This is a genomic window from Streptomyces sp. NBC_01244 (assembly GCF_035987325.1).
Taxonomy (GTDB): domain Bacteria; phylum Actinomycetota; class Actinomycetes; order Streptomycetales; family Streptomycetaceae; genus Streptomyces.
In genome coordinates, this window is record NZ_CP108488.1 from 1,867,824 (window position 1) to 1,889,098 (window position 21,275).

Genomic DNA, 21,275 nt, shown 5'->3' on the forward strand with positions numbered 1-21,275 from the left:
AGAAGTCCCGCCCCCGGGGGCTACCGGGCGGTAACCGGCCGAGAGACACTACTGACGAGCCGTCTCACACGGCCGCCGCACCGCCCGACCCCCGACGAGGAGCAGCATGACCGCCACGGTCTCCTTCACGATCGATTCGCCACTGGGCCCCCACAGCACCACCGCCGCCTACGAGCGCAAGGGCGCGGGCGAGCCGCTCCTGCTGCTGCACGGCATCGGCCACCACCTCCAGGCCTGGCACCCGGTGACCGACGTCCTGGCCGCCGAGTACGACGTGATCGCCGTCGACCTGCCCGGCTTCGGTGTCTCGGAGCCGCTGCCGCACGGGGTTCCGTACGATCTGGGCACCGTCGCCTCGGCGCTGAGCTCGCTCTGCGCAGCGCTCGGCATAGAGCGGCCGCACGTCGCGGGCAACTCCCTCGGCGGGCTGCTCGCCCTGGAGATGGGGCGCGTGGGCCTGGCGCGCTCGGTCACCGCCCTCTCCCCCGCCGGCTTCTGGTCGGAGGGGGAACGCCGCTACGCCTTCACCGCACTCCGCGCGATGCGCGCCGGCGCCGGCGTGCTGCCCCGCTCCGCCGTGGAACGGCTCGCCCGCAGCGCCGCCGGACGCGCCGCGCTCACCGGCAGCATCTACGCGCGCCCGGGGCGGCGTTCGCCCGGCTCCGTGGTCGCCGAGACCCTCGCCCTGCGTGAGGCCTCCGGCTTCGAGCAGACCCTGTCCGCGGGCGGCTCCGTACGGTTCACCGCGGATCTGCCGGACCTGCCCGTCACCATCGCCTGGGGCAGTCGCGACCGGCTGCTCCTGCGCCGCCAGGGCATCCGCGCGAAGCGCACCATTCCCGGCGCCCGCCTCGTCCGGCTCCCCGGCTGCGGCCACGTCCCCATGAACGACGACCCGGCCCTGGTCGCCCGCGTCATCCTGGACACGACCAAGCTCGCCCGATGAGACGTTGACGGGCATGGGTGGAGGCATGGGTGGAGGTGCTGGTGGAAGTACTGGTGGAGGCATTGCCGGGGCGCTGACCGGCCATTGACGGGGCATCAGCCATCCGCATCAGTGTTCACGCATGGTTCGCGTGCGCGACGCGGGCGGTCCGGTGTGCGGCCGGTGTACGGCGGCACACTGGTCCGGCCCGTCCCCGCCGGCCTCTGGAGACGCACCGATGGCACCTCTGCCGCACACCCGACGCTCCCTGCTCGGCGGTTCCCTCGCCGTCCCGGTGGGCCTCGCCCTGTCCAGCGCCCTGACGGGCGCCCTCAGCACTCCCGCCCACGCGGATGCTCCCGCCTTCGCCCGCTCGGGCCGCCCGAACGCCTTCTGGGGTGTCCAGTCCGGCGAGATCACCGCCCACTCGGCCACCGTCTGGACGCGTTCCGACCGCCCCGCACGGATGTACGTCGACACCTCCCCGAGCGAGTCGTTCCGCTACGCCGTCCGCCGCCACCGCGGCCCGCTGCTCGGCCCCGACACCGACTTCACGGGCACCACCACCCTGCGCGAGCTCCCGCCCGGACAGCAGATCCACTACCGGGTGCTCCTCGCCGACCCCGACGATCCGCGCCGCACCGGCGAGCCGGTCCACGGCACCTTCCGGACCACCCCGGCCTCCCGCCGCCGCGACGTGCGCTTCCTGTGGTCCGGGGACCTCGCCGGCCAGGGCTGGGGCATCAACCCGGAGCTCGGCGGCTACCGCGTGTTCGACGAAATGCGCCTGCGCGACCCCGACTTCTTCCTCTTCAGCGGGGACACCATCTACGCCGACGGGCCGATCCAGGCCTCCGTACCGCTGCGCGACGGAACCCTGTGGCACAACGTGACCACCGAGGAGAAGGCGAAGGTCGCCGAGACCCTCGCCGAGTTCCGGGGCAACTTCCGCTACAACCTGCTCGACGGCAACCTGCGCGATTTCAACGCCCAGGTGCCGGTCCTCGCCCAGTGGGACGACCACGAGGTGCGCAACAACTGGTACCCCGGCCAGATCCTCGACGACCCCCGCTACACCGTGAAGGACGTCGACACCCTCGCCGGCCGGGCCCGCCGGGCCTTCGGCGAGTACTTCCCCGTCACCGACCTGCGCGGCGGCCGCACCGAGGGCCGGATGTACCGGGTGATGCGCTACGGCCCGCTGCTCGACGTGTTCGTCCTCGACATGCGCACCTACCGCGACCCGAACTCCCCCGGCCGCCAGACCGATGACCCGGTAGGCATCCTCGGCCCCGAGCAGCTGGCCTGGATCAAGCGCGAGCTGTCGCGCTCCCGCGCCACCTGGAAGGTCATCGCCGCCGACATGCCGCTCGGCATCGTGGTGGCCGACGGGACCGCCAACTTCGAGGCCGTCGCCCAAGGCGACCCCGGCGCGCCGCTCGGGCGCGAGCTGCAGATCGCGGAGCTGCTGCGCCACATCAAGCACCAGCGCATCACCGGCACCCTCTGGCTCACCGCCGACGTCCACTACACGGCCGCGAACCACTACGCGCCCGAGCGGGCCGCCTTCACCGACTTCGCGCCGTTCTGGGAGTTCGTCTCCGGCCCCATCGGCGCGGGCGGCTTCCCCTCCGGCCGGCTGGACGCCACCTTCGGCCCGGAGATGGCGTACGTCCAGTCCGCGCCCTTCGCGAACATGTCCCCCTCCGAGAACCCCCCGTACTACGGGGAGGTCGAGATCGACGGGGACGGCGGCGAGCTCACCGTCCGGCTGCGCCGCCAGGGAGGCGGCGTACTCTTCACCCGGACCCTGCAGCCCGGCCGGGTGGGGCAGTAGTCGGGCAGTAGGCGGACGGCAAGCGGGCACGTGAGCGGGCGGTAAGCGGGCCGTGCGCGAGGGAGCGGAAGCCGACGAAGGCGGCCCGCCGAGACGCCGGGATCTGAAATCGGCCGGAAAACAGGGCGAAATCGGCCAGATGGATCCTTAACCAGTCGGTCACAGATCGTTCGTGATCACGCAACACCCAGGCGTCACAGTGGTCTGCATGACTGAGCGTATTCCTGCCTCTGCCCAGCGTCCCCACCGCCACCACTGGCGCCGCGACGTCGTCGAGCTCGCCGCTCTCTTCTGCGCCGTCGCGGTCGCCGACGCCATCGCCAATCTCGTGGTGCACGGTCCCCGCGGCCCGGTGCTGCTCGTGGCCTCGGCCGTCGCACTCCTGGTCACGGCGGCGTTCCACACCTGGTGGGCACGCCGCCACAGCCATGCGCCGCCGCCCACGGACACCGCGCCCTCGGACCTCGCCGCGGACCCCGCCGCGGCGGCGGTCGCGGCGACGGTCGGTACGGACACCGCGCTGGCCTCCGCCCTGTGGCGGATGCGGACGACCGTGCGCGACGAGCCCGGCAGCCTCGCCGCGCTCTGCACCGCGCTCGCCCGGAGCGGGGTCGACATCCTGACCCTGCAGACGCACCCGCTCCCCGAGGGCGGCACGGTGGACGAGTTCCTGCTGCGCGCCCCGCAGCAGCTGCCCTCCGCCGACCTCACCCGGGCCATCTCCGGCGCCGGCGGCCACAGCACCTGGATCGAGCGCGCCGACGCGCACGACCTGGTCGACACCCCGACCCGCGTCCTGGGGCTGGCCACCCGCACCGCGCTGGACGCCGCCGAGCTGCCGCTCGCCCTGCGCCAGCTGCTCGGCCGCTGCACCATCCACTCGATCCCGGCGACCACCCTCTCCGGGCGCCCCAACGCCGGCGCCGACGCGCCCGTCGAAGGCGTCCTGGAAGCCACGGTCATGCGGCTGCGCGACCCGTCCGGCGGTGCGATCACCATCGAGCGGCCCTACCTGCCCTTCACCCCGACCGAGTTCGCCCGCGCCCGCGCGCTCGTCGAGCTGGACGCCCGGCTCGGACCGCGCGTCCCGCGCAGCCGGGACGTGCTGACCCTCCCCGAGGGCAACGAGATCACCGTCCGCCGCGCCGACGGCTCCGACCTGCCCGCGGCCCGTGCCATGCACGACCGCTGCTCGGAGCGCACCCTCGGCCTGCGCTACCACGGCCCCGTCGCCGACGCCGACCGCTACCTCGGCCACCTGCTGAGCCCGCGCTTCGGCCGCACCCTCGCCGCGACCACCGCCTCCGGCAAGCTCGTCGCCCTCGGCCACCTGCTCTGGGACGGCGACGAGACCGAGGTGGCGCTGCTCATCGAGGACGACTGGCAGCGCCGCGGCATCGGCTCCGAACTGCTGGGCCGACTGATCTCGATGGCCGTCGAGGCCGGATGCGACAGCGTGTACGCCGTCACCCAGGCCCACAACACCGGCATGGTCGCCGCGATGCGCGGCCTCGGCCTCCCCCTCGACTACCAGATCGAGGAGGGCACCCTGGTGATCACGGCCCGGCTGGACGCGACCCCGGTCAGCTCCCGGCTGCCGTACGAGCTCCCGGCCGAATCCCGCGGCCTGCCCCGCAGCCAGCCGTGACCTGAGCCGGATCTTTCGGATCCCTCCGGGCGGCTCGCCGCCGATCCCGGGGTGGTGCACCCGCAAGCACCCCCCAAGCACCCGCAAGCACCCGCGGGTCGGCGGCGAGCCGCCCGGCGAGTCTGCGGAACGACGCCCGGACCACCTGCCGCGATCTCGCCACCGAGGCCGGCATCTCCCCCTGCGTCAGCAGGCTGACGATCTTTGGTGATGACGCGGACCCGTCCCGCATACGAAGATGTCCACATGTCAGACATCATCACCAGTGACAGCGCCGCACGGCTGCCCCGACAGGTCGCCGATACCTACGTCGACGACCTCATCGCCATCGACCCGATCACGGGCACCTATCTCGGTGTCGCCGCGAGCTCAGGAAAGCTCCCGGACCTCTCTCCCGCGGGCCGCTCGGCGGCCGCCGAACTTTCCCGCGCCACGCTCGCGAAGCTCGACGCCGCCGAGCGCCTGCCCGGCGCCGACAGCGATGTCGAGCGCCGCTGCGCCAGGCTGCTGCGCGAGCGGCTCACCGCCGAACTCGCCGTCCACGAGGCCGATGAGGACCTGCGCGCGGTCAGCAACATCCACTCCCCGGCGCACTCGGTCCGCGAGGTCTTCTCCCTGACCCCGGCCGAAACCGACGAGGACTGGGCCGCGATCGCCGAGCGGCTGCGCGCCGTACCGGCCGCCTACGCGGGCTACCGCGAGTGCCTCGCGCTCGGCCTGGAGCGCGGCCTGTTCGGCAGCCCGCGCCCCACCGCCACCTTCGTCGAACAGCTCACCGCCTGGGCGGGCGAGGGCGAGGGAGCCGAGGGCGAGGGCAAGGACGGCTACTTCGCCGAGTTCGCCGCCGCCGGCCCCGAGGCACTGCGCGCCGAGCTCGACGGGGCCGCCGCCGCCGCGACCGCCGCCGTCGTGGAACTGCGCGACTGGATGCGGGACGTGTACGCCCCCGCGGTCGAGGGCAAGCCCGATCCGGTGGGCCGCGAGCGCTACGCCCGCTGGTCGCGCTACTTCAACGGCACCGACCTGGACCTGGACGAGGCGTACGCCTACGGCTGGTCGGAGTACCACCGGCTGCTGGCGGAGATGAAGACCGAAGCCGCCAAGATCCTGCCGGACGCCGGTCCCTGGGAGGTGCTCAAGCACCTGGACGAGCACGGCACCCACATCGAGGGCGTGGACGAGGTCCAGGCCTGGCTGCAGGGCCTGATGGACGAGGCCATCGAGAACCTCGACGGCACCCACTTCGAACTCGCCGAGCGGGTCAAGCGCGTGGAGTCGCGGATCGCCCCTCCGGGCGGCGCCGCGGCCCCGTACTACACGAACCCCTCGGAGGACTTCTCCCGTCCGGGGCGCACCTGGCTGCCGACCATGGGCCAGACCCGCTTCCCCGTCTACGACCTGGTCTCCACCTGGTACCACGAGGGCGTTCCGGGCCACCACCTCCAGCTGGCGCAGTGGACGCACGTGGCGGACCAGCTGTCCCGCTACCAGGCCAGTGTCGGTCTCGTCAGCGCGAACGCCGAGGGCTGGGCGCTGTACGCGGAGCGGCTCATGGACGAGCTGGGCTACCTCAAGGACGCCGAACAGCGGCTCGGTTACCTGGACTGCCAGATGATGCGCGCCGCGCGGGTCATCGTGGACATCGGCATGCACCTGGGTCTGGAGATCCCGGCGGACTCGCCGTTCCACCCGGGCGAGCGCTGGACGGTGGACCTGGCGCAGGAGTTCTTCGGCCTGCACAGCGGCCGGCCGGGCGACTTCGTCGAGAGCGAGCTGACCCGCTACCTGTCGATGCCGGGCCAGGCGATCGGCTACAAGCTGGGCGAGCGCGCCTGGCTGCTGGGCCGTGACAACGCGCGTGCGGCGCACGGCGATTCCTTCGACCTGAAGGCCTGGCACATGGCGGCGCTGTCCCAGGGTTCGCTGGGCCTGGACGACCTGGTGGACGAGCTGTCGAAGCTCTGATCACCGGATCGGACCGCCCCACGGACGGACGGACGGGCCGGCTCGCCCCTCACGGAGCCGGCCCGTCCGTCCGTCCGTCCGTCCGTCCGCACGCGGGGCGGGCCGGTCGTCGGCGGCAGCCCGTCTCCAGTGAGCGGGGACTTCAGGGAGCGGGGACTTCAGCCCGTTCCGCCCGCCGTGCGGTGCCGCACCACCGAACCTCCGCGCTGTTTGACGATCTCCAGCTGGGCCTGCACCCGGGTCCGCAGGTCGGCGACGTGGCTCACGATGCCCACGCTGCGGTCGCGTTCGCGCAGCGAGTCCAGTACGTCGAGCACCTCGTCCAGCGCCTGGTCGTCGAGGCTGCCGAAGCCCTCGTCGATGAACAGGGTGTCGAGCCGCATGCCGCCCGCCTCGTCGGTGACCACGTCGGCCAGGCCCAGCGCGAGCGCGAGCGAGGCGAAGAAGGTCTCGCCGCCGGACAGGGTGGCGGTGTCCCGTTCGCTGCCGGTCCAGGCGTCGACCACGTGCAGCCCGAGCCCGGAACGCCCCCGTCCGCTCGCCTTGGCGTCGGAGTGCAGCAGGGTGTAGCGGCCGCCCGACATGCGCAGCAGCCGTACCGTCGCCGCGGCGGCGACCTGCTCCAGCCGGGCCGCGAGCACGTAGGCCTCCAGCCGCATCTTGCGCTCGTTGTCCGCGGAGGTGCCCGCGGTGAGTCCGGCGAGCCGGGCCACCCGTTCGTAGGCCTCGCGCAAGGGTCCCAGGGAGCGCAGCTCCCGCTCGGCCTGGAGGGAGAGCCCGTCGAGGTCCTTGCACCGGACCCGGGCCGCGTCCACGGCGGACCCGGCCGTACGGAGCTTCGCCCCGGCCCGGTCCGCACGCGCCTCGGCCTCCTCCGGCGCGGCCGGGGGCAGGGCCGCCGCCGCGGCGGTGTCGGCCTCGCCGAGGCGGTCGGCCAGCATGGCCTCCTCCGCCTGCCAGGCGTCCGTGCGGCGTTGGAGCGCGCTGCGTTCGTACTCGGGGAGCACGGCGTCGGCCGCCTCCTCGGTGGTGTCGAAGCCGGCCTTGAAGGCGGCGTCGGCGAGCTGGTCGTCGGCCTCCTTCAGCCGGGCGGCGGTGGTTTCGGCCCGGCGCAGCGAGGCGGCCGCCGCCGTGACCATGCGGACCCTGTCCTCCAGGACTCCGGCGCGGGCCGCGACGCTGGGCGCGCCGTCCCGTACGAGGGCCAGCTCCGCCTCCAGCGAGGCCCGCTCCCGGTCGAGGGCCTCGCGGCGCGAGGCTCGCGCCGCCGCCCGGGCCTCGGCTTCGCTCCGCTCGGCGCTGCGCACGGCGTGCTCCCGCTCCGCGCGGGCCAGCCGCTCGCGGGCGGTGTGCAGTCCGGCGGCCGCGGCGTGCGCCTCGGCGTGACGGGAACTCAGCGCGGAGGTGAGTTCCAGGAGTTCGGCCGTGGTGGCCTCGCCCGCGGCGGCCGCGGCCTCCACGCGGGCCTCCCGTACGGCGGCCAGCCTGCGCTCGACGCCGGCCCTGCGCTCCTCGGCCCCCTCGAAGCGGGCGTGCGCCGCCTCCTCCGCGGCCCGGTCGACGTGACCGGGGGCGGGCCGGGCCGGGGAGGGGTGCTCCGCGGCCCCGCACACGGTGCAGGGCTCCCCCTCCACCAGGGCGGCGGCGAGTTCGGCGGCGATCCCGCGCAGCCGGGTCTCCTTGAGCTCGAGCCAGCGTTCCCGGGCGGCGGCCGACTCCTCGCGGGCGGTGAGCAGTTCGCCGGAGGCCCGCTCCGCGTCCCCGTCGAGGGTGTCGCGCCGCCGGGCGGCGTGCAGGTGCAGCCTGGCGGGCTCCAGCTTGCCGGCGAGCTGCTCGGCCAGGGTCGCGGCCTGCTGGGCGGCGTCCGCGCGCCCGGCCAGCTCGGTCCGGGTGTTGTCCCAGCGGGCGAGCCACTCTGCGGTCTCCTGCTGCTGCTCCTCGGCTGCCCGGGACTCCCGTTCCAGGTCGGCCCGTTCGCGGCCGATCTCGGCGCTGCGCTGCTCGGCGCGGCGGGCGGCTGCGAGTGCTCCCAGGTCGCCCCGCAGCCGCTGCTCGACCGCGGCCAGCTGCTCGGTCCCCGCCTCGGCGAGCTGAGGCGGAAGCTCCGCCCGGGCCACCGACTCCGCGTGCGCGGCGGCCATGTGGGCGCCGGCGGCGGCTCCGCGCAGCTCCAGGGCGGGGGCGACCAGGGCTCCGCGCCGGGCCCGGTCGAGCAGGGCGCTCACCCGCTCCCGTTCCGGACCGGCCTCGGCGAGCAGGGCCGCCCGGCGGGTGGTCTCGGCGTGCCGGCGCTGCAGCCGGTCGAGCTCCCGCGCGTCCTCGGCGGCCCGCCGGGCGGCGTGGTACCGCCCCTCGACGGCGGCGAGGGCGTACTCGGCGACGGTGAGCCGCTCCCGGGCGGAGCAGCGCGCGACGGCGGCCCAGGCGCGGATCGCCCCGGCCAGCCCGGGGTCGCCCGGCTGGTGCCGGGGCAGCGGCCAGGCGCGCAGGTCGGCGCAGTCCCCGGCGGCCTGGGCGAGGCGCTGGGCGGTGTGCAGCACCTGCTCGTCACCGGCGCGGACCTTGGCCTCGGCGGCCCGGCGGCGTTCACCGAGCAGGGTTTCCACGGCGGCGAAGCGGCGGGTGTCGAAGAGCCGGCCCAGCAGCCGGCCGCGCGCCACCTCGTCGGCGCGCAGGAAGCGCGCGAACTCCCCCTGCGGCAACAGCACGACCTGGCAGAACTGCTCGCGGCTCATGCCGAGCAGCTGCTCGACCTCCTCGCCGATCTCCTGATGGGACCGGCTCAGCGCTGCCCACTTCTCCCCGTCGTACTCGCGCAGCCAGCTCTGCGCCTTGTCCTTGGTCGTCCCGGTGCCGCGCTTCTTGGGCCGGTCCTGTTCGGGGCGCCGGGTGATCTCCAGGCGCCGGCCGCCCGCGGTGAGTTCGAGGGTGATCTCGGTCGGGGTGTCCGAGGCCGCGTGGTCGCTGCGCAGGCTGGTGCCGGGGGCCTGGCGGGAGCCGGGGACGGACCCGTAGAGGGCGTAGCAGACGGCGTCCAGGACGGAGGTCTTGCCCGCGCCGGTGGGACCGTGCAGCAGGAAGATCCCGGCGCCGGAGAGGGCGTCGAAGTCGATCTCCTGGGGTTCGGCGAAGGGGCCGAAGGCGGTGATGCGGAGCCGGTGCAGCCTCATCGGTGGGTCTCCTGCCGGCTGTCCTCGGCCCGAACCTCGTCGAAGGCGCCCTGGAGCACGTCCCGTTCGGCATCATCGGAGAAACCGCCGCCGCCGCGCACGTGGGCGACGAAGTCCTCGGCGATCTCCCGGTCGCTGCGGCCCTTGAGCCGCTGCGCATAGGACCCGCCTGCGTCCTCGCCACGACCCTCGGGATCGAAGGCCAGGCTGAGGGTGTGCGGGAAGCGGGTGGCGAGCCTGGCCATGGGGTCCTCGGGCCGGACGGGGTCGGTGAGGGTGGCCTCCAGCCAGGAGTCCTCGTACCGGGCGTACGCCCCTTCGGAGAGCAGTTCCTCCAGCGGCCCGCGGACCCGGGCGAGGCGGCGCGGTACGGGCGTGTCGACGCGCTCGGCGCTCAGAATCTCCCCCTCCCCTCCCAGTTCCACGAGCCACATGCTCTTGCGGTGGTCGGCTTCGGAGAAGGAGTAGGCGAGCGGGGAACCGGAGTAGCGGACCCGTTCGTTGATCGTCTGGCAGCCGTGGAGGTGGCCGAGGGCGGCGTAGTCGACCCCGTCGAAGACGGAGGCCGGCACGGCCTCGACCCCGCCGACGGTGATGTCGCGCTCGCTGTCGCTGGCCTGCCCGCCGGTGACGAAGGCATGCGCGAGCACAACAGACCGCGTCCCGGGCATCCGCCCGGCCAGATCCGCCCGGATCCGGTCCATGGCCGCACCGAGCACAGCCTCGTGGCTCACCTTCCCGGCACCGAACTCGTCCTTGACCAGCGCGGGCTCCAGGTACGGCAGCCCGTACAGCGCCACGTCACCGTGTACGTCGGCCAGCACCACGGGGTCGGCACACCCGGCGGGATCGGTCCTGAGGTGGATCCCGGCCCGCCCGATCAGCCCGGCCCCGACACCGAGGCGGCGGGCGGAGTCGTGGTTCCCGGAGATCATCACGGTGGGCACGCCAAGTTCAGCAAGCCGGTGCAAGGCCCGGTCGTACAGCTCCACGGCAGGCAGCGGAGGCACGGCCCGGTCGTACACGTCACCGGCGACGAGCACGGCGTCGACCTCGTGCTCCCGCACGGTCTCGACCAGGTGGTCGATGAAGGCGGCCTGGGCGCCGAGCAGGTTCACCCGGTGGAAGCTCCGCCCCAGGTGCCAGTCGGAGGTGTGCAGGAACTTCACAGAACGGCCCCGACCTGCACGTTTACCCCTACTGCCCCTCTAAGACCCGCACGAACCACCCCAGGACCCACAGCGGCCCCCTGCCACGCTAACGCATGCCGCCGCCTGACCCACCCCTCACCTCGGAAAGGTGACGCTCCCCGACACGGCCCGCAGTACCGCCGCTCATGGCCCGTACCGCCACGCATGAGGGGAAGCACCCACGGACGGCGACGGGGCGACGGGTGGTTCTCCCTGGGCGGTGGCCAGTGCCGCCGCCTACCGTGGGAACAAGAGCCCTACCCCTCCGGGGAGGCGATCCACATGACCGGAAAGACCTACGACGCCGTGATCGTGGGAGCCCGCTGCGCGGGCGCGAGCACGGCGATGCTGTTGGCCCGCCAGGGCTACCGGGTGCTGGTGGTGGACCGGGCGGCCTTCCCCAGCGACACGCTCTCCACCCACCTCATCCACCCGCCCGGGCTCGCGGCCCTGCGGCGCTGGGGCCTGCTGGACCGGGTCGTCGCCACCGGCTGCCCGGAGATCACCACGTACACCTACGACCTGGGCCCCCTCGTCATCTCCGGGTCGCCGGCCGGACTGGGCTGCGAGGGCTCGTACGCGCCCCGACGGACCGTCCTCGACAAGATCCTCGTCGACGCGGCCGTGGAGGCCGGCGCCGAGGTGCGGGAGAAGTTCACCGTGGAGGGCCTGGTCACGGAGGGGGACGAGGTGACCGGTATCCGCGGCCACGGCCCGGACGGGGCCGCGACCGCCGAGTACGGCCGGGTCGTCATCGGCGCCGACGGCGCCCACTCGATGATCGCCCGCGCCGTGGACGCCCCCCGCTACGCGGAGAAGCCGAAGCTCCAGGTCAGCTACTACGCGTACTGGGCGAACCTGCCGATGCACGGCGGGTTCGAGGCGTACATGCGGGGCGACCGCGCCTTCGCGGCCTGGCCCACCAACGACGACGTGACACTGGTGGTCTGCGGACTGCCGATGCGGGACTTCGAGGCCAACCGCGCCGACATCGAGGGCGGCTACCACGAGACCCTCGACCGCGCGCCGGCCTTCGCCGACCGGATCGCCTCCGCCACCAGTACCGGACGGCTGGTCGGCACCGCCGTCGAGAACCATTTCCGGGTCCCGTACGGACCGGGGTGGGCGCTGGTCGGCGACGCCGGCTACCTGAAGGACTTCATCACGGCCCAGGGAATCCAGGACGCCTTCCAGGACGCCGAGTTGTGCGCGGGGGCCCTGGGCGACGCCTTCGCGGGCCGCAGCGCGTTCGGCGACGCCATGCGCGGCTACCAGCGGGCGAGGGACGAACGGGTCATGCAGATGTACGAGTTCACCGCCGGATTCGCGGCCCTCGAACCTCCGCCGCCCGAGATGCAGCGGGTCCTCGGCAAGGTCACCGAGAGCCAGGACACCATGGACGGCTTCGTCCGGGTGAACGCGGGCATCACCAAGCCCGGCGAGTTCTTCTCCGACCCGCGGCTCATGGGGGCGGCGCAGCAGGCGAGTTGATGCCCCTCCCCTCAGGAGGGGATCCACTGAGCGGATCCACTCAGTGGATCCGCTCAGTGGATCCCCTCGCCCGTCCTCAGGGTGCGTACGTCTCCCCGCCCGGTGTGAGGGTGGCGCTCCCGGACGTGCTGTCGGCGAGCCAGGCCTCGAAGGCGGGCAGGTCGGCCTCGGGCAGGGCGACCTCGATCTCCACGGAGGCCCCGTAGCGCACGTCGATCACGGTCCTGCCGGTGGAGCGCAGGTCGTTCTCGGTCTTGCCGGCCCGCTGGTGGTCCACGGTGACGGTGACCAGCCGGTAGCGGTGGCGGGTGACGGTGCCGAGTACGTCGAGCGCCTCCCCGACGACCCCGCCGTAGGCCCGGATGAGCCCGCCGGCGCCGAGCTTCACGCCGCCGTAGTAGCGGGTGACGACGGCGACGGCGTAGCGGATGTCCCGGCGCGTGAGCATCTGCAGCATCGGCACCCCGGCGGTGCCACCGGGCTCGCCGTCGTCGCTGGCCTTCTGTACGGAGGCGTCGGCGCCGATGACGTAGGCGAAGCAGTTGTGCGAGGCGGTGGGGTGCTCCTTGCGGATCCGCGCGACGAACTCCTGCGCCTCCCGCTCGGTCGCCGCGGGCGCGAGCGCGCACAGGAACCGCGAGCGGTTGATCTCGGACTCGTGCACACCCTCACGGGCCACCGTCACGTACTGGTCTGCCTTCACTCGTCCACCTTACGGGGAATCCGACATGCGTCTTTTCTGTTGATCGGTCTGACGGCAATCAGCAGTCAGACGCAGCAGGAGGCGGCACACGTGTACGGCGATCCGGCAACCATCCGCAAGATCCTCACCGAGCTCGGCGACACCTGGGCGGTGGTCGGCCTGTCCAACAACCAGGACCGGGCCGCGTACCGCGTGGCAGAGGTCCTCCAGCGGTACGGCAAGCGCGTGATTCCCGTGCACCCCAAGGCCGAGACGGTCCACGGCGAGCAGGGCTACCCCTCGCTGGAGGCGATCCCCTTCAAGGTGGACGTGGTGGACGTCTTCGTGAACAGCGCGCTGGCGGGCACGGTCGCCGACGAGGCCGTCGCGAAGGGGGCGGAGGCCGTCTGGTTCCAGCTGAACGTGGTCGACGAGGCCGCCTTCGACCGCACCCGCGCGGCCGGAGTGGACATGATCATGGACCGCTGCCCGGCGATCGAGATCCCCGCCCTCTGAGACCCCCAGGGGTCCCAGCGCTCCCAGCGCTCCCAGGGGCCCGGGAAGCCCAGGAGGCTCCCTCGCCTTCAACCCTTTCAACGCGACTCAAGTATCCAAACCGCCCAAACGGTACGAATACTTGAGACCGCGCCTCCCCGTCGGGGTCTGCCGCGCACCTCGGACCGACCCCGACCAGGGAGTGCCACCGTGATCAGCCATGCCGGAAGCCATGCCCGCAGTCATGCCCGAAGCCACGCCCGCAGTCATGCCCGCATCGCCGTGCTCGACCTCGACGGAACCCTGGCCGAGGGCTCGCTGGCGGCGCCGTTCGTGGAGTCGCTCATCGCCGGCGGCGTCTGCGAACCGGAGGCCGGGCGGGCGGCGCTCGCCGCGATAGCCGGCTACCACGACGAGGACGCCGGTCCGGGGGACTCGGCCGCCCATGCCCCCACCGCGGCCGCCTTCTACGCCCACTTCGCGCGGGCCCTGGAGGGCGCGGACCGGAGCGACGTGGAGCGGGCCGCCGAAGCCGCCTGGCCGGCGGCCCGGAAGAAGATCCTCCCCTTCGCCGACGAGCTCGTACGGCTCCTGCACGCGGCCGGGCTGCGGACGGTGCTGATCTCGGGGAGCCCGTACGAGATCGTCCGGCGCGCGGCCGCGGAGCTGGGCATCGGCGAGGCCCACGGCATGCGGGCCGAGTTCCGGCGCGGCCGCTGCACCGGAGCCCTCACGGCCACGCCGGCGCTGCCCGGCGGCAAGCGCGCGGCGCTGCGCACCGCGACCAAGGGCAGCCCCGTGGACCGCCGGAGCTCCTTCGCCATCGGGAACTCCCCCTCCGACGCCGAGGTGTTCGAGCAGGTCGGCCTCGCCATCGCCTTCGAACCGGACCCGGTCCTGCGGGGCTGGGCGGTGGACCGGGACTGGATCACGGCCGACCGGCGCGACGTACTGGCCGTCTGCCAGGACCTCATCGCGACGCACCCGGCGCTGGGCGCGACCCCGGAGACGGCCCGCGGGACCTCCCGCGGAGCCGGCCTCGGGGTCACCGGCCCGCACTGACCCGCGCACCGGGCCCGCGCACCACTCCGCCCCGTCCCGGCCGGGTCAGGTGTGGGCGGTCACCGGCGGGATGGAGACAGCCATCGTCATCTCCATCGGACCGGGCCCCTCGTTGCGGTAGGCGTGCGGGGCGTCCGCCTCGAAGGAGACGGCCCCGCCGGCCGGTACGGCGTACGTCTCGTCGGCGACCACCAGTGTCAGCTCCCCCACGGTGACGTGCAGCATCTCGAAGGTGCCCGGCGGATGCGGGTCCGAGGCGGTCCCCTCGCCGGGTTCCAGCCGGTAGGTCCACATCTCCACCGGCCCGCGCCGGTCGTCGCCGAGCAGCATGCTGGCGCCGCTGCCACCCTCCGTGGACCACATCCGCACCCCCTGCCCCGGCAGTACCACCTGCACCCGCGGACCGCGGTCGTGATCGAGCAGGGTGGTGATGCTGACGCCGAGCGCGTCGGCGAGTTTGACCGTCGTGCCGACACTGGGGTTCGTACGGGCCTGCTCGATCTGGATGATCATGCCGCGGCTCACCCCCGCACGGGCGGCGAGGGCCTCCAGGGTGAATCCGCGCTCTCCGCGCCAGCGCTTGAGGTTGCGGCCGAGCGCCTGGGTGAGCTGTTCGAGGTCCGACACCGTTCCGTCCACTCCGTACAATATTTTGAATGACAGGGTCCATTAGACTGAACTATGGTGCGTTGTACTCCATCGTTCAACGCACTGTACTGCGAGGCCTGTCATGACCGCCCTGTTCGCCCTGGCCACCACCGTCCTGTGGGGGCTCGCCGACTTCGGCGGCGGGCTGCTGACCCGCCGGATACCGGCCCTCACGGTGGTCGTGGCCTCCCAGATCCTCGCCGTCCTCGTGCTGGGCGCGGTGGTCCTGGGCACCGGCGCCTGGCGGGAGGCCGGACCGCAGCTCTGGTTCGCGGTGGGCGCGGGGCTGGTGGGGCCGGTCGCGATGCTCAGCTTCTACAAGGCGCTCGCCCTGGGCCCGATGGGCGTGGTCTCCCCGCTCGGCTCGCTCGGCGTGGTGGTGCCGATGGCCGCGGGGCTGCTCCTGGGCGAGCGGCCCGGCGCCGCCCAGCTCGCGGGGATCGCGGTGGCCGTCGTGGGCATCGTCCTCGCGGGCGGACCCGAGCTGCGCGGCGCTCCCGTCCAGCGACAGGCCGTCGTCCTCACCCTCGTCGCGGCCTTCGGCTTCGGCGCGGTGATGGCCCTGATCGCCCCCGCCTCCTCCACATTGCCCGGCCTGTTCCTCGCGCTGTTCGTCCAGCGGGTCACCAACGTCGCCGTCGGCGGCACGGCCCTGTGGGTGCGGACCCGGCGCGGCGCCCCCGCCCTCCCGGCGGGTACGGGCGGCCTGCGGCTCCTGTGGGCTCTGCTGCCGGCGCTCGCCTTCGTCGGGCTCGCGGACGTCGCCGCGAACGGCACCTACTCCATCGCCGCCCAGCACGGCCCGGTCACCACCGCCGCCGTCCTCTCCTCCCTCTACCCGGTGATCACCGCCCTGGCCGCCTTCACCGTCCTCAAGGAACGCCTGCGCACCGTCCAGGCGGCGGGCGCAGGCCTGGCCCTGGCCGGCACGGTCCTCCTCGCGGCGGGCTAGGGCCCGGCGACCGGGCAGGAGGCGTCGTGTTCACTCCGGTTCACTCCGGCTCCGTCACGTCCGCCAGGGCGCGCAGCTGCTCCGGGGTGACCCCGTCGGGGATCGGTACCGGCGGCGGGGTGCGCAGCGGCGGCTGCCAGCCCGTCTCGGGGTCCCAGCGGCGGACGATCCGCGCCGGCGCCCCCGCCACCACGGCGTGGTCCGGCACGTCACCCCGTACGACGGCTCCCGCCGCCACCACGACGTTGCGGCCCAGCCGCGCCCCGGGCAGGATCACCGCGCCCGTCCCCAGCCAGCAGCCCGGTCCGATCTCCACGGGTGCGCTGCGCGGCCACTGCTTGCCGATGGGCTCGTGCGGGTCGTCGTAGCTGTGGTTGGTGGAGGTGATGTACACCCCGGGACCGCAGAAGGTGTCGTTGCCGATGGTGATCCGGGTGTCGGCGATGACGTGGCTGTCCCGGCCGATGACCACGCCGTTGCCGAGGACCAGGACCGGTTCGGCGCCGAGGTCGAGGTCCGGCATCATCCCGGCGGTGAGCGTGACCTGTTCCCCGATGATGCAGTGGTCTCCGAGGCGGATCCAGGGCGCGCCGAAGACCGTGCCCTGCGGGAAGGCGAGCCGGGTGCCGTGCCCGATCGCGCCGAAGCGCAGCCCTCCGGGGGTCTGGGCGGTGACCGCGCCGGCCCGCTGCATCCAGCGCCAACCCGCGTGGACCGCGCGCCCGGCGAGCCGGCGGCGCAGGCCCGTGAGGGAAGGGAGCGCCGTCAGAGAAGAGAACGTGTTCTGGTTCTTCGCCACCGGGTCACCGTAGCGCGCCGGGAGCCCGGGCCGCGCCGTGATCTTCACCCCATCTCCGGGGGCGCGGACGGCGTGGCCTACGGTGCCGGTAGCGCGATACGACGTACCGGAAGAGGAAGAGAACACATGACGCAGCAGGCGGCCCAGGCACTCGTGGCGGGTGTCGGCGGGAAGAACCCCGTGATCGATCCGACGGCGTTCACCGCTCCCACCTCGGTCGTGGTCGGGGACGTGACCCTCGGCGCGGGGTCGAGCATCTGGTACTCGGCGGTGCTCCGCGCGGACTGCGGTCCGATCACGCTCGGCGCCGACAGCAACGTGCAGGACAACTGCACCGTGCACGTGGACCCCGGATTCCCGGTCTCCATCGGCGAGCGCGTGTCCATCGGACACAACGCCGTCGTGCACGGCTGCACGATCGAGGACGACTGCCTGATCGGGATGGGCGCGACGGTCCTCAACGGCGCGGTGATCGGCGCCGGCTCACTGGTGGCCGCCCAGGCGCTGGTCCCGCAGGGGATGGTCGTCCCGCCCGGTTCGCTGGTCGCGGGCGTTCCGGCGAAGGTGCGGCGCGCCCTGACCGCGGAGGAGCGCGAGGGCCTCAAGGTCAACGCCCTCATGTACAACGAACTGGCCGATCAGCACCGCGCCTCGGTGACCCCGGGCGCGTAACGGGCCGGGCATCCACGTCCCCCCGCCCTCGGCCTCGGGCTTGGCGGGGGCGATCGCCGGGCCCCTCAGTCGGTGAGCACGGTCGGAGCGGCCGAAGCCTGCCCCGGCACCGGGGCCGCGTCGGCCGCCTCCGGGGCCGCATCGGCGGCCGCACCGGCCTCGGCCCGCGCCGCCGCTGCGGCCTTCTTCATCCGTCCGCGCACCACCAAGGTCATGGCGAGCCCGCAGACGAGGGCCAGGGCGAGGGCCGCCCACGAGAACCCCTTCAGCCACGGCTCCGCCACGATCCCGATCGAGTAGATGACGGCCGTCGTGCCGCCGGCCCACAGGATCCCACCGAGGACGTTCGCGACGAGGAACCTCCAGTAGGGCATGTGCAGGACGCCCGCCAGCGGCCCCGCGAAGATCCGCAGCAGGGCCACGAACCGCCCGAAGAAGACGGCCCACATGCCCCACTTGTCGAAGGAGCGCTCCGCCATGGCCACCTGGTCCGGCCCGAAGTGCTTGGGGAAGCGCCGTCCCAGCCGCTCCAGCATCGGCTTGCCGCCCCTGCGCCCGATCGCGTAGCCGATCGAGTCGCCCACGATCGCGCCGGTGGTCGCGCAGATGCCCAGGACCACGGGGTCGATGTGTCCCTGCTGGGAGGCCAGCAGCGCCGAGCTGACCAGGACGATCTCCCCCGGCAGCGGGATGCCGAGGCTTTCCAGTCCGATGACGAGCCCCACCAGGAGGTAGATGCTGACCGCCGGAATCGTCTCCAGCCATTCCTGGATGTGCACCGGTACGTCCTCCCGAGTTCTCCGCCCGGCCCGCCCCCTGTGGCGGGCCGAACGAGCAGCCTATCCGGTCGCCACCACAGCCTTTGCCCGCAGCGGCAGTTCGCGGGAGGAACGCCCCGCGAACACTTCGCGCCGGCCCGTTCCCAGGACCCACGCGTCCCGCTCCGGATCCCAGGACGACAGCGTGCGCGGGTCGATGTCCAGGACGATCCGCCGCGCTTCGCCCGGTTCGAGGGTCAGGCGCCGGTATCCGGCCAGCGCCCGGACCGGCTGGTCCAGTTTCAGGTCCGGGGACGGCCCTACGTAGACCTGGGCCACCTCGGTGCCGGTGCGGCGGCCGGTGTTGCGGACGGTGAACTCCACCCGCAGCCCGCTCCGCTTCCCGTGCGCGCCGCCCGGCCGGACGGCCAGCTTCTCGTACGCCCAGGTCGTGTACGAGAGCCCGTACCCGAAGGCGAACAGCGGAGCCACCCGCTGCCGGTCGTACCAGCGGTGGCCCACGTGCACGCCCTCGGTGTACTCCTGCCGCCCGCCCACCCCGGGGTAGCGCATCAGGTCGCCGCCGACCGGGGTCGCCCGCTCGTCGGCCGGGAAGGTCTGGGTGAGGCGGCCGCCCGGGTCCGCGTCACCGAAGAGCACGTCGGCGGTGGCGGCCGCGCCCTCCTGGCCCGGGTAGTACATCTGGAGGACCGCTCCGGTACGCGGGAGCCACGGCATGGTCGTACCGGAAGAGGTGTTGAGCACCACCGTGGTGCGCGGGTTGACGGCGGCGACCGCCTCGATCAGCGCCTCCTGGCCGCCGGGGAGCCCCAGGGTGGTGCGGTCGCTGCCCTCGGTGGCGTCCTCGTAGGCGAACAGCACCACACTGCGGGCAGCCTTGGCCGCCTTGACGGCCTCGGCGAGGTCGGCGGCCCGGGTCGCCTTCGTGGTGTGCCGCAGCCGCAGCCGCTGCCCCTTCGGCCCGCCCTCGGCGAAGACGGAGAGCCGGTGTTCGCCCGCCTTGAGCGCGAGGGTGCGGCGGCGCACGGTGCGGCCGTCGGGCGCGGCGCCGAGCAGTCCGCCGGCGAACTGCTCGGCCACGCCCTGCCGTACGGGGAAGAGTTCCTCCCCGTCGAGCCGGACGGCCGGCCGCTTGCCGGTGTAGTGGACGAGCAGGGTCCACTCGTCGTCGGCGGCCAGCCGGAAGGTCCCCTCGAAGCCCCAGGTGCGCCCGGGGGCCACCGAGCGGTCGTCGAGGCCCGCGTCGGGCGTCAGGAGTTTCGCCGGGAACGGGCGCCCGTAGAGGTCCTCGCCGAGGGCGTAGCCCACCGTGGAGCCGCTCCCGGCCCGCCGCCGGATCTCGTCGAGGGGGGCGGCGGCCGCGTCCGGCACCACGTGAGCGCTGCCACCGCCGCCGACGAAGGGGGTCCGCCCGGTGGGGCCGATCACGGCGATGGAGCGGGCGGCGGGGCCCGTCAGCGGCAGGGTGGCCCGCTCGTTGCGCAGCAGGACCGCTCCGGCGGTGGCGATCTGCCGTGCGGTGCGGGCTCCGGCGGCGGCGTCCCGGGCGGGCCGGGCGGCGGGGTCCCCGGCGAGCAGTCCGAAGCGGTCCAGGGTGGTCAGGATGCGGCGTACGGCGAGGTCCACCGTGCCCTCGTGGACGGAGCCGCCGCGCACCGCCTCCCGCAGCGGGGCGCCGTAGTGGGTGCCTGCGGGCATCTCCATGTCGAGGCCGGCGCCGATCGAGGCGACGGTGCTGTGGGTGGCGTTCCAGTCGGACATCACCCAGCCGTCGAAGCCCCAGCGTCCGCGGAGCAGTTCGCCGAGGAGGGGCTTGCTCTCGCAGGCATAGACCCCGTTGACCTTGTTGTAGGCGCCCATCACGGCGCCGGCCCCGGCGGCCACGGCGGCTTCGAAGCCCCGTAGCTCCGTCTCGTGGAGGGTCTGCTCGGCGGCGATCACGTCGACGGTGTCGCGGCCCTTCTCCTGGTTGTTGAGCGCGAAGTGCTTGACGGTGGCGATGAGGCCCTCGTCCTGGATGCCGCGGACGACCTCGGCGACCAGGTCGGCCGTCAGCTTCGGATCCTCCGAGAACGTCTCGAAGTTCCGCCCGGCGTACGGGGTGCGGATGAGGTTGGCCATCGGCGAGAGGAGCACGTCGATGCCGAGCGCGCGGCCCTCGCTGCCGATGACCCGCCCGTACGCGCGGGCGAGCGCCGGGTCGAAGGCGGAGGCGAGCAGGACCGGCGCGGGCAGCGCGGTGGCGGGCCTGGCGACGCGGACTCCGGCCGGGCCGTCGGCGAGGCGGAGCGCCGGGATGCCCAGGCGCGGGATGCCCGGCACGTAGCCGGCCTGGCCGAGCGGGTCCGGGTCCGGGCCGCCGTGCAGCAGGACGGTCTTCTCCTCCAGCGTGAGCCGCTCCAGCAGGGCGTCGATCCGGGCACTGCGGCCGGCCGCGGGCGCGGCGGCGGGGGACGCCGCGGAGCCGGAGGCCTTACGGAGCTGCGCGCCGGGCGGCGGCGCCGGTACGCAGCCGGCCGCACCGAGGGCGGCACCGAGGCCGCCCACCGCCCCGAGGAGGCGCATCGCACGACGTCTGGACACGGCCTCGCTCATGGGCGCTCCCTGCGGCGTGGGCATCGGCGTCAGGTGGCGGGAGCGGCCCGCGCCGGACCGCTCCCGCCGCCCACTGTGCGCCGACCGCCCCGCGGGCCCGCTTCAGGCGCGCCACCGCGACGCCGATGTTCAGCCCTGCGGCGGCTGCCCGCCGGGGTCGGCGTCGCGCCGGGGCTCGTCCTGGAGCTGGACCCGCGCCTCGGTGCGGTGGCCGCGCTCGACGTAGTCCCGCACGACGGCCTCCACCGCGTCCTGGGGCGACCCGATCCCGGCGAGGACCATCACCTCCACCACGAGCTCGGCGTCGAGGCTGATGCTGATCTTGGCTCGGCCCGGCACGGGACCCGCTCCATCCGTCGTCGGGT

17 protein-coding genes are annotated in these 21,275 nt (G+C 73.8%); 9 read left to right on the forward strand and 8 right to left on the reverse strand.

The genetic code is table 11. The features are described 5' to 3' along the window. The first annotated feature begins 106 nt into the window (after window positions 1-106). The 4 genes from OG247_RS08090 (at window position 107) to OG247_RS08105 (ending at window position 6,375) form a co-directional block, all read left to right on the forward strand. The gene (locus OG247_RS08090; protein WP_327251600.1) at window positions 107-946 is read left to right on the forward strand and encodes an alpha/beta fold hydrolase; all 840 of its coding nucleotides are present in this window, start codon (window positions 107-109) and stop codon (window positions 944-946) included. Window positions 947-1,163: 217 nt separating this feature from the next. Continuing rightward, on the forward strand, window positions 1,164-2,762 hold the full coding sequence (locus tag OG247_RS08095) for an alkaline phosphatase D family protein (protein WP_327251601.1): 1,599 nt from the start codon (window positions 1,164-1,166) through the stop codon (window positions 2,760-2,762). Between the two features lie 208 nt (window positions 2,763-2,970). Then, window positions 2,971-4,410 (forward strand): GNAT family N-acetyltransferase, encoded by a 1,440-nt coding sequence (locus tag OG247_RS08100; RefSeq protein ID WP_327251602.1) that lies wholly within the window; start codon window positions 2,971-2,973, stop codon window positions 4,408-4,410. Between the two features lie 246 nt (window positions 4,411-4,656). Continuing rightward, entirely contained in the window at window positions 4,657-6,375 is a 1,719-nt protein-coding gene (locus OG247_RS08105; protein ID WP_327251603.1) for a DUF885 domain-containing protein, read from the forward strand. A gap of 158 nt (window positions 6,376-6,533) precedes the next feature. Here OG247_RS08105 and OG247_RS08110 read toward each other — a convergent pair whose 3' ends face one another. Together OG247_RS08110 and OG247_RS08115 are read right to left on the reverse strand one after the other, a co-directional pair. Next, on the reverse strand, window positions 6,534-9,545 hold the full coding sequence (locus OG247_RS08110) for an SMC family ATPase (RefSeq protein WP_327251604.1): 3,012 nt from the start codon (window positions 9,543-9,545) through the stop codon (window positions 6,534-6,536). Further along, window positions 9,542-10,714, reverse strand: coding sequence for an exonuclease SbcCD subunit D (locus tag OG247_RS08115; RefSeq protein ID WP_327251605.1), 1,173 nt, complete (start codon window positions 10,712-10,714; stop codon window positions 9,542-9,544). The genes OG247_RS08110 and OG247_RS08115 overlap by 4 nt, the downstream gene beginning before the upstream one ends. Window positions 10,715-11,017: 303 nt before the next feature. On the opposite strand from OG247_RS08115, the gene OG247_RS08120 reads away from it, so the two are divergent. Further along, window positions 11,018-12,226 carry an NAD(P)/FAD-dependent oxidoreductase gene (locus OG247_RS08120; RefSeq protein WP_327251606.1) on the forward strand — a complete coding sequence of 403 codons (1,209 nt, stop codon included), beginning with the start codon at window positions 11,018-11,020 and terminating at the stop codon, window positions 12,224-12,226. Between the two features lie 76 nt (window positions 12,227-12,302). Here the strand turns inward: OG247_RS08120 and OG247_RS08125 are convergent, their stop codons facing one another. Continuing rightward, window positions 12,303-12,929, reverse strand: coding sequence for a YigZ family protein (locus OG247_RS08125; protein WP_327251607.1), 627 nt, complete (start codon window positions 12,927-12,929; stop codon window positions 12,303-12,305). A 90-nt stretch (window positions 12,930-13,019) separates the two neighbouring features. Here OG247_RS08125 and OG247_RS08130 point away from each other — a divergent pair, with 90 nt between their 5' ends. Both OG247_RS08130 and OG247_RS08135 read left to right on the forward strand, forming a co-directional pair. Beyond that, a complete protein-coding gene (locus OG247_RS08130; protein ID WP_327251608.1) occupies window positions 13,020-13,424 on the forward strand; it encodes a CoA-binding protein in 405 nt (134 codons plus the stop codon). 189 nt (window positions 13,425-13,613) lie between these two features. After that, window positions 13,614-14,465, forward strand: coding sequence for an HAD family hydrolase (locus OG247_RS08135; protein WP_327251609.1), 852 nt, complete (start codon window positions 13,614-13,616; stop codon window positions 14,463-14,465). 45 nt (window positions 14,466-14,510) lie between these two features. On the opposite strand, the gene OG247_RS08140 is transcribed toward OG247_RS08135, so the two are convergent. Then, window positions 14,511-15,092 carry a helix-turn-helix domain-containing protein gene (locus OG247_RS08140; protein WP_327257381.1) on the reverse strand — a complete coding sequence of 194 codons (582 nt, stop codon included), beginning with the start codon at window positions 15,090-15,092 and terminating at the stop codon, window positions 14,511-14,513. Window positions 15,093-15,195: 103 nt separating this feature from the next. Here OG247_RS08140 and OG247_RS08145 point away from each other — a divergent pair, with 103 nt between their 5' ends. Next, entirely contained in the window at window positions 15,196-16,065 is an 870-nt protein-coding gene (locus tag OG247_RS08145) for a DMT family transporter (protein WP_327251610.1), read from the forward strand. 40 nt (window positions 16,066-16,105) lie between these two features. Here OG247_RS08145 and OG247_RS08150 read toward each other — a convergent pair whose 3' ends face one another. Beyond that, on the reverse strand, window positions 16,106-16,864 hold the full coding sequence (locus tag OG247_RS08150) for an acyltransferase (protein ID WP_442813237.1): 759 nt from the start codon (window positions 16,862-16,864) through the stop codon (window positions 16,106-16,108). Window positions 16,865-16,990: 126 nt separating this feature from the next. On the opposite strand from OG247_RS08150, the gene OG247_RS08155 reads away from it, so the two are divergent. Continuing rightward, window positions 16,991-17,536, forward strand: a complete 546-nt coding sequence (locus OG247_RS08155) for a gamma carbonic anhydrase family protein (RefSeq protein ID WP_327251611.1) — start codon at window positions 16,991-16,993, stop codon at window positions 17,534-17,536. Between the two features lie 65 nt (window positions 17,537-17,601). Here the strand turns inward: OG247_RS08155 and OG247_RS08160 are convergent, their stop codons facing one another. From OG247_RS08160 to OG247_RS08170, 3 genes are all read right to left on the reverse strand, one after another. Beyond that, entirely contained in the window at window positions 17,602-18,315 is a 714-nt protein-coding gene (locus OG247_RS08160; protein ID WP_327251612.1) for a DedA family protein, read from the reverse strand. Between the two features lie 60 nt (window positions 18,316-18,375). Next, window positions 18,376-20,910: a glycoside hydrolase family 3 protein gene (locus OG247_RS08165; RefSeq protein ID WP_327251613.1), complete on the reverse strand. Its 2,535-nt coding sequence runs from the start codon at window positions 20,908-20,910 to the stop codon at window positions 18,376-18,378. A gap of 129 nt (window positions 20,911-21,039) precedes the next feature. Continuing rightward, window positions 21,040-21,192, reverse strand: a complete 153-nt coding sequence (locus OG247_RS08170) for a DUF2191 domain-containing protein (RefSeq protein WP_327257383.1) — start codon at window positions 21,190-21,192, stop codon at window positions 21,040-21,042. Between the last annotated feature and the right edge of the window lie 83 nt (window positions 21,193-21,275).

Excerpts from the sequence above, each read along its gene's own strand:
- OG247_RS08110 (WP_327251604.1), bottom strand. The coding sequence starts at position 9,545 with ATGAGGCTGCACCGGCTCCGCATCACCGCCTTCGGCCCCTTCGCCGAA.
- OG247_RS08105 (WP_327251603.1), top strand. The coding sequence starts at position 4,657 with ATGTCAGACATCATCACCAGTGACAGCGCCGCACGGCTGCCCCGACAG.
- OG247_RS08155 (WP_327251611.1), top strand. The coding sequence starts at position 16,991 with ATGACGCAGCAGGCGGCCCAGGCACTCGTGGCGGGTGTCGGCGGGAAG.
- OG247_RS08095 (WP_327251601.1), top strand. The coding sequence starts at position 1,164 with ATGGCACCTCTGCCGCACACCCGACGCTCCCTGCTCGGCGGTTCCCTC.
- OG247_RS08120 (WP_327251606.1), top strand. The coding sequence starts at position 11,018 with ATGACCGGAAAGACCTACGACGCCGTGATCGTGGGAGCCCGCTGCGCG.
- OG247_RS08170 (WP_327257383.1), bottom strand. The coding sequence starts at position 21,192 with ATGGTCCTCGCCGGGATCGGGTCGCCCCAGGACGCGGTGGAGGCCGTC.
- OG247_RS08100 (WP_327251602.1), top strand. The coding sequence starts at position 2,971 with ATGACTGAGCGTATTCCTGCCTCTGCCCAGCGTCCCCACCGCCACCAC.
- OG247_RS08145 (WP_327251610.1), top strand. The coding sequence starts at position 15,196 with ATGACCGCCCTGTTCGCCCTGGCCACCACCGTCCTGTGGGGGCTCGCC.
- OG247_RS08090 (WP_327251600.1), top strand. The coding sequence starts at position 107 with ATGACCGCCACGGTCTCCTTCACGATCGATTCGCCACTGGGCCCCCAC.
- OG247_RS08165 (WP_327251613.1), bottom strand. The coding sequence starts at position 20,910 with ATGAGCGAGGCCGTGTCCAGACGTCGTGCGATGCGCCTCCTCGGGGCG.